14 protein-coding genes and 1 pseudogene are annotated in these 12,749 nt (G+C 38.8%); 6 read left to right on the top strand and 9 right to left on the bottom strand.

What is annotated here, in order from left to right; genetic code table 11:
• The 3 genes from GJU40_RS19440 to GJU40_RS21445 all read right to left on the bottom strand — a co-directional run.
• On the bottom strand, window positions 1–1,006 hold a 1,006-nt coding region (locus GJU40_RS19440), incomplete at its 3' end, for a T7SS effector LXG polymorphic toxin (RefSeq protein ID WP_246188446.1).
• Between the two features lie 501 nt (window positions 1,007–1,507).
• Window positions 1,508–1,729 carry an aminoglycoside 6-adenylyltransferase gene (locus tag GJU40_RS21440; RefSeq protein WP_343031640.1) on the bottom strand — a complete coding sequence of 74 codons (222 nt, stop codon included), beginning with the start codon at window positions 1,727–1,729 and terminating at the stop codon, window positions 1,508–1,510.
• The gene (locus GJU40_RS21445; protein ID WP_343031641.1) at window positions 1,714–1,932 is read right to left on the bottom strand and encodes an aminoglycoside 6-adenylyltransferase; all 219 of its coding nucleotides are present in this window, start codon (window positions 1,930–1,932) and stop codon (window positions 1,714–1,716) included. The genes GJU40_RS21440 and GJU40_RS21445 overlap by 16 nt, the downstream gene beginning before the upstream one ends.
• Window positions 1,933–2,191: 259 nt before the next feature.
• Between GJU40_RS21445 and GJU40_RS21130 the strand changes: the two genes are divergently transcribed.
• Both GJU40_RS21130 and GJU40_RS21135 read left to right on the top strand, forming a co-directional pair.
• A complete protein-coding gene (locus GJU40_RS21130) occupies window positions 2,192–2,740 on the top strand; it encodes an alpha/beta fold hydrolase (protein ID WP_246188444.1) in 549 nt (182 codons plus the stop codon).
• Window positions 2,741–2,773: 33 nt separating this feature from the next.
• Window positions 2,774–3,049: an alpha/beta fold hydrolase gene (locus GJU40_RS21135; RefSeq protein ID WP_246188445.1), complete on the top strand. Its 276-nt coding sequence runs from the start codon at window positions 2,774–2,776 to the stop codon at window positions 3,047–3,049.
• Window positions 3,050–3,153: 104 nt separating this feature from the next.
• Here GJU40_RS21135 and GJU40_RS19455 read toward each other — a convergent pair.
• Window positions 3,154–3,328 (bottom strand): annotated as a pseudogene (locus tag GJU40_RS19455) (aminoglycoside 6-adenylyltransferase); the annotation flags it as partial.
• A gap of 129 nt (window positions 3,329–3,457) precedes the next feature.
• Between GJU40_RS19455 and GJU40_RS19460 the strand changes: the two are divergent.
• Window positions 3,458–3,649 (top strand): DUF6366 family protein, encoded by a 192-nt coding sequence (locus GJU40_RS19460; RefSeq protein WP_154309715.1) that lies wholly within the window; start codon window positions 3,458–3,460, stop codon window positions 3,647–3,649.
• A gap of 473 nt (window positions 3,650–4,122) precedes the next feature.
• Here GJU40_RS19460 and GJU40_RS19465 read toward each other — a convergent pair whose 3' ends face one another.
• Entirely contained in the window at window positions 4,123–4,569 is a 447-nt protein-coding gene (locus GJU40_RS19465) for a MarR family winged helix-turn-helix transcriptional regulator (protein ID WP_154309716.1), read from the bottom strand.
• Window positions 4,570–4,683: 114 nt separating this feature from the next.
• On the opposite strand from GJU40_RS19465, the gene GJU40_RS19470 reads away from it, so the two are divergent.
• The 3 genes from GJU40_RS19470 to GJU40_RS19480 all read left to right on the top strand — a co-directional run bounded on the left by GJU40_RS19470 (window position 4,684) and on the right by GJU40_RS19480 (window position 7,086).
• A complete protein-coding gene (locus tag GJU40_RS19470; protein WP_154309717.1) occupies window positions 4,684–5,268 on the top strand; it encodes an NAD(P)H-dependent oxidoreductase in 585 nt (194 codons plus the stop codon).
• A 297-nt stretch (window positions 5,269–5,565) separates the two neighbouring features.
• Window positions 5,566–5,859 carry a DUF4306 domain-containing protein gene (locus tag GJU40_RS19475; protein ID WP_154309718.1) on the top strand — a complete coding sequence of 98 codons (294 nt, stop codon included), beginning with the start codon at window positions 5,566–5,568 and terminating at the stop codon, window positions 5,857–5,859.
• Window positions 5,860–6,798: 939 nt separating this feature from the next.
• Window positions 6,799–7,086 (top strand): PepSY domain-containing protein, encoded by a 288-nt coding sequence (locus tag GJU40_RS19480; RefSeq protein ID WP_170289462.1) that lies wholly within the window; start codon window positions 6,799–6,801, stop codon window positions 7,084–7,086.
• 400 nt (window positions 7,087–7,486) lie between these two features.
• Here GJU40_RS19480 and GJU40_RS19485 read toward each other — a convergent pair whose 3' ends face one another.
• The 4 genes from GJU40_RS19485 to GJU40_RS19500 all read right to left on the bottom strand — a co-directional run bounded on the left by GJU40_RS19485 (window position 7,487) and on the right by GJU40_RS19500 (window position 12,537).
• Window positions 7,487–10,057, bottom strand: coding sequence for an FtsX-like permease family protein (locus tag GJU40_RS19485; RefSeq protein ID WP_154309720.1), 2,571 nt, complete (start codon window positions 10,055–10,057; stop codon window positions 7,487–7,489).
• Entirely contained in the window at window positions 10,054–10,737 is a 684-nt protein-coding gene (locus GJU40_RS19490) for an ABC transporter ATP-binding protein (RefSeq protein WP_154309721.1), read from the bottom strand. The genes GJU40_RS19485 and GJU40_RS19490 overlap by 4 nt, the downstream gene beginning before the upstream one ends.
• 110 nt (window positions 10,738–10,847) lie before the next feature.
• Window positions 10,848–11,852, bottom strand: coding sequence for a sensor histidine kinase (locus GJU40_RS19495; protein WP_154309722.1), 1,005 nt, complete (start codon window positions 11,850–11,852; stop codon window positions 10,848–10,850).
• Between the two features lies 1 nt (window position 11,853).
• Window positions 11,854–12,537, bottom strand: coding sequence for a response regulator transcription factor (locus tag GJU40_RS19500; RefSeq protein WP_154309723.1), 684 nt, complete (start codon window positions 12,535–12,537; stop codon window positions 11,854–11,856).
• Window positions 12,538–12,749 lie beyond the last annotated feature (212 nt).

The raw sequence follows: 12,749 nt of genomic DNA on the forward strand, positions 1-12,749 counted from the left end.
GCAAACCCGCAAAACCGACGGTCAGTAATCTTATTTTAGACAGATCCACTTGATAGGTGATCGTTTTGTTCCACCAGGATTCCAAAGCTCCAACCGCCCTGAGATTTTCCTTTGTCGCAAACGAATAAAGAAATTGAAACCTTGAGTCCATACGGTAGTGCAGCAAGGTGCGGCCTAACTGTGAGTTGGCAAACCAGCCCATTCCCATTCGGAGCTGATCGTCAAATGAAACACCTTTCATATACTCCTGAAATCTCAGCTCACTTTGGCCGAACTGTATTTGTTCGTCACTCGTTTGGTTAAGAACCGATTTACGGTAATATCCATCTGAGAGCACAGAAGCAAATGCTTCATTCTTCTTTGCCTCACTAATTGCAGACTGTATCGTAGGCAGCTGGAGCTGAAACCACTCTGGTGTTTTAGATTGAGAAGATTTTCTCTGCCCCGCTTTCATTAACCTTTCAATCTCTGCCATTGACGACTCTATATCGTATTGGTCTGCTTTCCCCGTTTTCGTAAAAGCAGTTAAATCTTCCACTACTTTAGAAGTGACTTCCACCGTCTCATCGTTGGTACTCATGACATGTGAGAATGATGGAGTTTGTGCCGATGTCAGATCCGATACATTCTTAATAGTCTCAGCTAGTTCTCTTGAAATATCTTCAAGCTGCTTGTACATCTCCAGTATGTCATCTTCTTGATCATCGATGTACGCTATATCGATTACCGCCTGATCGTCTGCGTCAACTTTACCATGAAAATCATTTAGATGCTTTGTCATATGACTCTCTAACTGGTTGAATAAGCCAATAAATGCTCTGATGAGAGTGCTGTGATATTCATGATAATACATTTTTGCAGCACTCGCCGCTTTTCCTCTAAAAGACTCCATCTGTATGACTTGATTGATATTGGTTTCAATCTCGCTTAATCCTAAATTCAGAGTATCTATCTGCTTCTTCTGTTCATCTACAAAGCTTTGAACTTCTGAAATTTTCACCTTCATATTACCCACTGTCCACCTCCAAAACAAAGAAAAAGTTACTATACTTCCTAACGATTCTTCATAATGATTTCATTTCAATAGACAATATCATACTTGACATATTCCCCTTTATTTACCATTATAATCCGTGGGAACCATAGGACTACAGGGGCTGAAATATCTATTTTTTGAGTAGTTCATGGGACAATGTACCCGTCCCTTTGTCCCTCGTCCCTTTGTCCCTCTGCTAAGTTTGAATGAAAGTGATTGACCAGTTAGTAAAATCTCAGCTTTAGTATTATCTTTGTTTTCATCTTTTCTAGTAAACATTACCTTTCCCCCCTCTTACCATATTACGTACTACTCTATCGCTAACCGCATTACATTAAGATAATAACATAAATTTCCATCTTTTTTTCCGCATCTTTATTTTTTTTCAGCTATGGACAGTTACCTTCAGACATTTTTAACAGTGAAGTTGAAGAATGTGAAAGTACATTAAGTTATAATATTTCTTTTGCATCAAAAGGCAATTACATGTTTTAAAAATATCGACATATTCGTATTGTCTCGAGTTGGACATGGTAATAAAAAGCTATCTGCAACCTCTTTTGCTAAAGTTCTAAACAACTCACATGTGATAAATATGGAATCCCAAAAATGTTCATAGTTATGATCAGAGTAGGTATTTTCATACATTTCCCAATATGAATCTGGAAGATAATCTTTCAAATATTTGCCCATTTTTCCTTTTGAGAAACTTTGAAGTTATGGTTAGTGCCAATCCACCAGGACGCCATTTCATCAAGTGATGCTTTCGTTATGTATTCAAACATTGATTTTGCATATGGTAATTCATCTCGCCAAATTCCTTTTGCAACGTTTTGCAAACTCCACCAAAAATTACTAGTACAACTCACAAAGATTGGTTCCGATGGCTTTTTCACTTGATAGTCAATATCCGCAGTATTAAAATCTGTGAAAAAAATCTCAAATAATATACCAAATATATGATTTATATAAAGGACCTTACTAACACCTTTAATATTTACAGTAAATCCACAATATTATTTAACCAAGCCATTTTTTAAAGGGCTGTTTTCGTAAAGATGTTGCTATAAACATAGAAGGGATTCATTTTTTATTTTATGGTATTATTTAGTTTAAAAAGCAAAAAGGGAAAAGAAACTTGGGAGGTATATATACATGACTAATGAATTACAGAAACCAATAAATTTTATTAACATAGATGGTCAACAATTGCATGTCAACATTATAGGTGAGGGGGAAACTATCGTCTTCCTTCATGGTGGACCTGGTAGTGAACATCGATTTTTTCTTCCACACGTTTTACCATTATCCCAAAAATTCAAACTGGTTCTATATGACCAAAGAGGTTGTGGCAAATCAGAACTCTCAAAAGATAACCAATACTCTATGGAAGATGAAGTAAAGACTTTAGAAATATTACGCAGAGAATTGAAGTTGGAGAAAATAAATTTATTCGGTGAGTCGTGGGGTTCAATGCTTGCCTTACTTTATGCAACTAAATATCCAGAAAGAGTTAATAAAATTCTTCTAACTGCAGCGATAGGAATTACGGCAAAAGGATATAAAGTATTTGAAAAAGAACTTTTGAAAAAAGTCTCACTAAAGGATAAAATAAAGCTTTTCAAGGCGGAAAAAAAAATGAAAAAAGGTTCTGGAACCATTGAAGATATTTTGAATGTTTTAGACCCATACTACGTATTTTAAGTCGATACTTTAAAAAGGAAAGAGAAGTCAAGTATGAATAGCTTTGTCAATCAATTAATAGGAGAAGATATTAAAAATAGCTATGACTTAGGAAGCGAAGTCCATAAATTATCTGAAATACCAATTCTAGTCGCACAGGGAAGTCATGATATTTTAACACCAGCAACAATTAAAGAATTATTAATAAAGTACATACCACATGCAAAATTAACCGAAATTGAAAATTGCGGTCATTGGACTGTTGTCGAGAAGCCAGACAAAATGAATATGCTAGCAGAAAATTTTTTCAACCCCACCTTGTTGAACTAAAGGGTGCGTGTTAGTTCAATAAAGAGTACAACCGCTTCCTTTTGAGAGTTGGCAAATATTCACTGTAATCAAATTGGATTTTCAACAATTTATGTGAAAAGAGCCTTTATTAAAGATGCTGTATCCGTCACTACATAAACAATATCATAAACATCTTGAAAAATATCTTTAGGAACGTGAGGGTTCGTTCTCGACCCGTTCATATATACTGCACGAATTCGTTCATCCTCTTCAGCTGCTCTGAGAATTTAAATCAAACATTTCTTTTTCTGTTCTCACAAGTAATCCTCCCAACTGCATAAAAGTTCTTGTTTTTTATTAGGCTGTTTTCTTAATATCATTGTTTTAGATAGTGAATTGGTATAATTTCTATAATATGTTAAAATATAGAATAAGGGAGGGATGGGAATGAGTCAAGATAAAGAAACGCCCGAAGAAAGAAGAGAGAGAATGAGACTCCAGGAATTAAAAAGTCCTTCAAGCAGTATTCACGGAAGCAACCTTTCTGATTTAGTGGGAAGTTTAAGCTGGAAGGGTACAGGAATCCTTATCTTAGTAGTCATAATAGGTTTTATTATTGCATCAATATTCTGGAAGTAAGACCTTGTGTTGAGGTCAAGCAATTCTAAATCATTTCAAGGTTATCTCTTTTAACAATGATTCTGCCTTGTGTAATTCTTTTAACAAGGGATTTTCATAATCATTATAACTATCCATATAGGCTCTAACACCACTGGTAATATTTATATTGTCAAAACCCTTATTATTTTCAATTATTTCCAAAGCAATCTTATATCTTTTTTGCATTAATCGAAAAATACCTTTTTTTGTTTCGTTAGAATAGTCATTTTCAAGAATATTTATTGCGTTTTTAACTTGGATAGATTATTGTATTTTTCTTATCCATAAAACCCTCCTATTTACTCAAAGGGACCTGTCCCCTGCTGCGCATTTCTCATGCGACGTTTTCCTTAACTGTCAACTCAGTTCCACTCTGGTTTCGCTACTCTCACGGATTATAAAATATTATCAACTGAAACATAACCCATCCGATAATTCACAACACCCACTCCTTAAGCTTTAGTCTGTAAGAAAACTTTCTCCTGCAATGTTCGGAAAGCTCGCCCTACTTCATTGAGTTCACTTTCTGTTAAATCATTCATTCGCTCCTGAAATACTTGTTGAATCTGCTGAAACGCTTCTTCCATTATGGCGGTGCCTTTGTCTGTGAGGCGAATGTGGAAAATGCGGCGGTCTTTTAGATCACTAACTTTTTCACACAACTGATTTTCAATTAATTTTTTCAACTCGCGGCTTGAATTAGGTAGTGAAATATTCAAGCAGTCACTAATCCGGGTGAGCGTAACAGGCTGATTAACTGTAATAAATTCCAGTATCTTATATTGAGTGTTCGTTATATTTTCCACTTGAATTTCCTTGGTTATCTCGTTAGATGTTTGATGTACAGAAGCCGTAAAACGGACAAACTGCTTAAAAAGTTTATTATGATCCACAAGCATCACCTCTGTTTAAGTATATCTAATTTATTATCAAAAAACAATTATCAATTGACAAGTTAATATGAGAGCATTAATATTTAGTTATCAAATGATAATTAAAGAGGTGTTCTATCAATGAATGTTTTAATTGTATATACTCATCCTAATCAACATAGTTTATGCAACGCATTTTTACAGGAAGTAAAACGTGGATGTGAGGACAACGAAAGTATACATAATATAAAAATATTAGATTTATATCATGTTAAGTTTAATCCAGTTCTGGAATTCAATGAAAAAAGGAGAAGGAGAGATATGCATATAGATCCTGAAATAAAGGAATACCGAGATCAGCTGTCCTGGGCGGAAAAGATTGTTTTTATCTATCCCATTTGGTGGGGTCGTCCACCCGCTATGCTGCTGGGCTATATTGATAAAGGGTTTGCCTCTGGATTCGCCTACAAAGATCATGGAGGACTGCTTCCAGAGGGATTGTTAAAGGGTAAATCAGTTGTATGCATCTCAACAATGAAGGGGCCGGCGTTTTATCCGCTGCTCTGGCTTCACAATTCCCATAAAGTATTAATGAAGAAGGCACTATTTAAATTTGTAGGCATAGGAAAGGTGAAATTCTTTGAGTTTGGAAGTATGGAAGATCAGAAGAAGGATAAGCAACCAAAATTTAAAAAAGTGTACAGTTATTTCTCTAAAGTTCAATAATCTCAGGGAGCAAAGGCACGGTACCGTTGGTCGCAAGAAAAGCTGGAAAGATCATTATGACAATTTATGGAGATAAAAATTGTTAATTCACTCCAATTCTATCCTTAATATGGTAAACTAACGTTGATAAATGAAATAACTCCTTAGTGAATTAGAATTACGAGTTTTATAGAAGTTTTTGAATATTTTGCTCTTTAACTATGCTGCAGAGGTATTTAACAAGGTGAATTTATACTTTGGTGAAATAATCTAAAAGAAACAAAAAAACAAAAGAAGGTAAAATACAGGGGGATTTCTGTGAATAAATGGTGGGTAATATGGTTTATTTCTATACCAATTTTCATGATGTCATATTTTTATTCAATCTTTATAACGAGTAAAATAGCTTATTTCTCACAATCAGAATGTAAACCAAAATTTATTTTTACACCCCAAGATGTTCAATATTGTAGCGATATTTATCCGATTGATGTGTTTTTAATTGCTTTAAAGACAAACCCCATTACTTATATCTGGTTATTGACTGGACTTTATATAGTTGGTTTCTTAGTTTTTGTTTTGGCCGCTAATATTAGGAAAAGGGGAAATTAGGTGAATAAGACAGCATTCTGGGTAAAAAAGACTGACTTTTCAATATAGCCCATTAATAAATTTGCTGTGTGCTTTTGTATGCTAAATGGCATTTTTTTGCCCATTTACGGCCCCAAGTTTCTTCATACAATTATTTCTAGATTGATTAACCCAAGTGAAAAATTAGCGGAGCTCTTCCGCTTAACTTCAGAAAACAGTCGGACATCTCCTCAAAAGTGTTTAATAAATAGTTAAAACAATAACCTGGTTAAGGTTTTTGTACCAAAAAACTCCCCTTTTCAGGAGAGCCCATTTGGCCGCTATAGGCTATGGAATAACTGTGCGATAATTATTTTTATTTCTTAAAGAAGCCTCGATACCCATTTATGACCCCAAGTTTTTGCAAGCAATTATATTCCCTATAATAACAAGGTAAAAATTAACGGAGCTTTTCCGGTTAACTTCAGTAAATAGTCTTTTTTAGGAATAATAAAGGAATTTTTTCCGGTTATGCTGCTAAAAAACCTGTATTTCATGCTTCTCGATATGAATGAAAACTCCATAATGAGAACAGAATTACTTATTTACATAGAGAATTGTGAGTTTTATAGGAGAAGTTTTGTTAGTTTTTAAAACAATGATTATAAATTGTGTTGGAATATGAGAAATGGACAACATCATTCAATATTCTTTTGGAGCACGTTCTGCATATGGAAAGCCTGCAGAATATCAGGTAATGCTTGCACAAGCGATATCAACTTGAGGAACTGCAACTAAATGCAAATAATTCTTTAATAGGTGGGGTTAATTTGAAAAAGAGGTATCATTTTAGGTTCAGTCATCTCGGTAGGCTGCTGTATAATACTTGTCATATTTGATTGGCAGGTTTATCGCTATGCCATGTACACCTACTACTTATTTTATCTTTTAATCATTCATGTCATGTGGTTTCAAAATTTTATGGAGAAAAAGTATTTTCAGTATTTTATGTTAGTTCCAATATTCATTGTGTTCTTTTATTTATCATTACCTGAAGTAACTTTTAACCAAGCAAGGCACAACTTAAATGAACAATATAAGGTGGATCTTATTGAAGAATATTCTGTTCCAGCTTATAGAGAGGATTGGGATTTCTTTGGTGCTAAAAGAAGTTACTTTTTTGTAGGAATCCAAGATGGAGAAAAAGTTTATTTCTTGGTCAGTGCGAATACAGGAAAAGTTTTCAAGGTTGATGGAAGATATCCCTAAAAAGGGTTTCTCATAGTCTTTGTTGTACAATTCATCTTATAGAAATGGGGATGGGATATAATTATTGATGAAGTAAAGAATAAGTCTATTATAAAGAAGCTTTTTAAATAGTTATGATAGCTTTCTTATCAGTGTAAAATTAAGCTGGATAAACACCGTGCTGTTACTGCACGGTGTTTTTGGTATCAATATTTCATGCTTCTCAAAGTCAATAGACGGAATACCTCCGGCTATACAAAGCTTTTATTATGATATTTTTTACTTAAGCGGAAATCTTCCGCTTATTAATCAGATTAGAGGGCTGGGACAGTGAACCCGTCCCTTCGTCCCTCGCTTATTAATCATATTAGAGGGCTGGGACAACGTACCCGTCCCTCCGTCCCTCGCGTCCCTGCGTCCCTCACACGTTCTCCTGCTTCAGCCCATCAATGATGTTACCTTTTTTGATTTTTCCGATAGAGTAGAGCATCGCCGCCCCCACAATTAGGAATAGAGCCAGCACAACGAAGAGGATACTTTTGATTGGAAGCTGAAATTGGTATTCAAAGGTATTGTTGAGCGACAGGTGGATTAAATACATAATGACCAGGCTGATTGGCAGGCCGTACAGCAAGGCATTGGAGCCGTAAAAGAAGCTTTCATAGTTGATCATTTTGTTAAAACCTTTAGGTGTCATCCCTACAGATCTCAACATGGCAAATTCCCGTTTTCTGAGCGCAATGCTTGTAGAGATGGTATTTAGAATATTGGCAATGGAAATCAGGGAAATGAGTGCAATAAAGCCATAGGTGAAAACGGACATGAACAAAATCATCTGCTGGCTTCTTTGCCGCTGCTCATGAACGTTATAAATATAAACATTCGACGGCTTCGCCTCATTCAGCACATCCTGTGTCTTCATCGGGTCAGAGCTGTTCATGTATGCATAATTTTGTACCAGCTTTTCTGTACCGCTATTAATCAGTGTTTGAAACACATAGTCCGGTACGATAATCTGCAAGTTCCCCAATCCCCCGCCAAACGCTCCCATTGGAAGAACATTCGTCATCTTTTTTATCTCGATCTTGCTGAGCATTTGTTCCGTTCCATCATCATCCGAAACGTAATAAACATCAAGCTTCTCCCCTTCTTTGGCAAGAATGGTTTTTGATTCAATGATTTTTCTGGACTCATAATCTTGAAAGGAAGTGCTGTCTATTACAATGGCGGGAACATTAGCTGTGTCTAAAAAGTCTCCGGTATCTGCTCCAACTTCTTCAGCATAGGAGATGAAGTTATTCCGTTCCAAACCATACAATTCAATACCATAAAGGTAACCGTCTTCGGTTAAGCTGCTGTCACCTTCGGCATTCTCTCTTAAAAGTGGTGGCAGTTTTTCAAGCTCCACCCTCGTATTCAGATACATGGTTTGAAGAAGGGAGCTTTCTGTCACACCTTCAACATTCGTCAGCGGAATGATTTCCTCCAGCCCGCCTTTATTGTTTCCGTAAATTTGAATATCATAGCTAAGATTAGCTTCAGACATATCAGCGGATCTTTCCAGGTTTTGTGTAAAGAAAGAAACGCTTAAAAACAAAACTATACTGATAATCAGGGAAAACAGGGTAGCTCTATATCTTTTTCTGTTTCTCTTCAAGTTTTTCAGCCCGATTTCTGCTTCCATCCCGAAAATGTTTCTCACTAGTTTTGAAGTTTTTATCTTTTTCCCGGTTAACTTAATATCATGGCTTTGCCGGATTGCATCAATGGCTGCAATTTTTGATGCTCTTCTTGCAGGAAGATACGTTGAAACAAAAATCGTTAATATGGAGATCAGAACTGCTGCTGCAAGCGACATCGGGGTAACAACCAGATGGAGCTTTTGAGTAATATTTAGAGCTCCCTCAATAAATGAATTAAGAAAAAGAAATGTCGTGCCAATGCCCGCTAGTCCGGCCAGTATGCCCAGCGGGATGCTGATCAGTCCGATAACTGCTCCTTCAAAAAAAACTGAATTCCGCTTTTGTCTTTTGGTCGCTCCAACACTTGCAAGCATGCCCAAATGCCTTGATCTTTCAGAAACACTTATGGCAAAAGCATTGTAAATCAAGGAAACGGCTCCGACAAGGATGACTAACATAATAATTCCCGCAAGGGAGTACAGAGTGGTCGTCACGTGTTCATTGCCGGACACCCCATAGTAACGAAGCAGGTCTCTATTGTGCTCCACTTTTTTGATATCATTCTCTTTCGCTATTGCCAATGAGCGATCGAGCATCGATCTGTTCACGTTTTTGAACACTGCGATAGAATCGAACACTTCTTCATCAGTCAGAGAAGAGAGTTCAACGTATCCGAGGGCCGTGTAACCTGGAGCAAAATAGCCCTCCCATGAAGGGTGTTCCATGATACCTACAATGGTATAGATCTTGGGTGTTATTTCTTCCAGTGTCTCGGCAGGCCCGTCTCCGCCAATCACAAGGGTGTCACTTTGTGTCTGCACCTTTCCATCCCGCATTCTTGTGCCGAGCTCAAGCGTGACTGTGTCACCGACGTTTGCAGTAAATCCGCCGCTGTCCAAGGCACGTTGCGAAAGAATCAGTTCATTCTCCGCTGCAGGAAGGCGTCCTTTCAGAGCAGTGACAGGAAATTGCTTCAAGCCATTTTCATCAAACCGCTGAACATGAAGGTAAGGGCGTTCCTTCGAATCAGGAAGTCTCGCATATCCCTCACTCTTTGAAACAGCCAGCGTTTTTATTGCTTCATTCCCCTTAATGGATTGAGCCTGCTTTCCATTTGTGTCCTTAAATAACACATGCCATTCCCCTTGATTGGCGATTTGCTGCCGAATTAAGAGATCCTGAAAGGAGACGGCCAAAGTGGAAACAGCCATAATCATCGCAACGGAAATGATGACACCCACGATGGTCACGAGTGTTCTTCGCTTGTTCTCTTTTAAATGGCGCAGTGTTACTTTATTGATGATATTCATGGTCTCATAACCTCATCACGCGCGATTCTTCCATCTTCAATGCTGATGATGCGGTCAGCCTGCAGGGCGATCCTCTCGTCATGGGTGATAACGATCAGGGTCTGATTATAAGTTTTATTGAACAATTTGAGCAGCTCCATAATTTCGCTGCTGTTTTTACTGTCAAGATTTCCTGTTGGTTCATCAGCAAGCATCAAAGCAGGATTGCTGATCAGCGCCCTGCCGATGGAAACGCGCTGCTGCTGTCCGCCGGAGAGCTGGTTCGGCAGATGCTGAAGCCGTTCCTGCAGGCCAAGGGCATTAATAATTTTTTGGAAGTGATCAGGATTCACTTTATGTTCATCCAGCAGCATCGGAAGCGTAATATTTTCCTCAACATTCAGGATTGGAATCAAATTGTAAAACTGATAAATCAAGCCGATCTGCCTTCTTCTGAAAATCGCAAGCTGCGTTTCATTCAATTTATACATATCAACAGAATCGACCAACACCTTTCCTTCCGTTGGTCTGTCCACACCGCCAAGCATATGCAGAAGCGTTGATTTTCCGGAACCGGATGGACCGACTATGGCTACAAACTCTCCTTTATTCACTGATAGTGACACAGAATCCAGCGCTTTTACAGCTGTTTCTCCCTTGCCGTAAGTTTTTGACAAATTCTCAATTCTTAATATTTCCAAGGCAATACCCTCCGTCTAGTCTTGATGGAATTAGTCTAACTGACCAACGTGACTGCCTCGTGACTTTTAAGTGACAGTTTTGTCACCAAGCAATTTTTCCATCAAGAGAACTAGATGACCTGTTTATAAAACTTTATGCAGAAAGAACTTCCGCTTCCACATTCGCTATCCACCTCAATGTCGCCGCTCTGGCTTTTAACAATGCTGTAAGACATGGCAAGACCGATGCCGACGCTGTCTTCACCGGCGTTTTCTCCTTTATAAAAACGTTTGAATATGTAGGGAAGATCGTTTTTTGATATTCCTTTTCCATTGTCATTAATCTTAATCATCGTATAAAGAGGGTTTTCCTCAAAGGTGATAGTAATGGAGCCCCCCTGAGGAGTATGCTCAACACAGTTTTTCAATATATTGATCAGTGCTTCGGCTGTCCAGTTAGCATCTCCCAGGAAGGATGCACCTTCGTCTCCGCTCACGAAAAGCGTCTGCTCCTTCACTTCCATCGGAATCGCCACTGGTTCTGCAGCGCGTTTTACGAGATCTGCGACCAAGACAGGTTCCTTTTTAAAAATCAATGTTCCGGCATCCATTTTTGAGAGCTTTAACAGCGAGGATACCAGCCAGTCCATTCTTTCCAGCTGCACCGTAATGTTTCTGGTGAATTCTGACCGCTTCTCCCTCTCCAAATCCATATTCTGAAGTAGATCTGACATCATCATCATCGAAGTTAACGGCGTTTTCAGCTGATGAGAAATATCAGAAATGGCATCAGTCAGCTTGGATTTATCACGCTGAAGCTGCAGGCCCTGCTCGGAAAGTCTTAACGTCACCTTGTAAATCTCATTTTTTAAAATGCTCAGTTCGCCTTCCTCATTGTCGCGCACATCCAGCGAGTATTCCCCGCTGCTGATGATCCTCAGATAGTCCGCCAGCTTTTCCAGCTTTTTGTACCGGCGCCAGGTAAAGATCACAGCTGACGCAATGATCAGCGCTGCCGTCAATCCAACAGCAATCCCTGCCTGCCATGACAGCATGATTGTTGCGAGAGCGGCACATGCAGCACCCATACAGCCGGAAATCAAGAGAAAAAGGGAGAACTCTTTGTTTCTCAGCATGCTACTCACCCACCTTATAGCCCAGTCCCCGGATCGTTTTGATGATTACGGGAGTCTGCGGATCATCCTCAAGCTTTTCGCGCAGCCTTTTGATATACACAGTGAGTGTGTTGTCATTGACAAAATCCCCGGCAACATCCCAGATTCGTTCCAGCAGCTGAGCTCTGGTCAGCACTTGGCCGATATGATTGGCAAAAATCAAAAACAGCCTGTATTCCAAAGCGGTCAGCAGCACTTCTCTGTCCCCTTTATATATCTTTCCTTCCTGAATATTCACGGTAACATCCTCGATCTCAAGAATCTGGCTGTTTTGCTGCTGCTTTTGATAGCGGCGAAGAACGGATCGTATTCTTGACGATAGCTCTCGAATGCGGAAAGGCTTGGTGATATAATCATCCGCCCCCATATCAAGCCCCATCACCACATTCACTTCGTCATCAAGGGCAGTCAAAAAAATCACAGGAATATCCCTTCTCTGCTTAATCAGTCCGCACAAATCATATCCGCTGCCATCAGGGAGGGACAAATCCAGCAGGCACAGATCGAATTCGCTGATCCTGCTATTTATCGCCTCCCTCGCAAATCGGCTATTTTCACACAGGATGGTTTCAAACCCTTCCCTTTGCAGGGAATACTCCAATCCTGCTGCAATGGTTTTATCATCTTCCACTAACAATATTTTCATATCGTTCCCCTTCTTTGTTTCTTGTCGTCCAATTTTCATACTGCACTTTTAAAAATAACATATATATGGGATTTTTTGTGCGTAAGTTAGCTTTTCTGCTTATAGGAAGGGGGGGGGGGCAAAAAAATTTTTTTACCCCCCCGGGGCGAGTGTGGTGGGTGTTTAAAAAAAAAAACACCCCCCCCCGCGGCGGGGGGGGGGGGGGGGGGGGG

The sequence above is a fragment of the Metabacillus lacus genome, assembly GCF_009674805.1.
In the GTDB taxonomy this organism is placed as follows: domain Bacteria; phylum Bacillota; class Bacilli; order Bacillales; family Bacillaceae; genus Metabacillus_C; species Metabacillus_C lacus.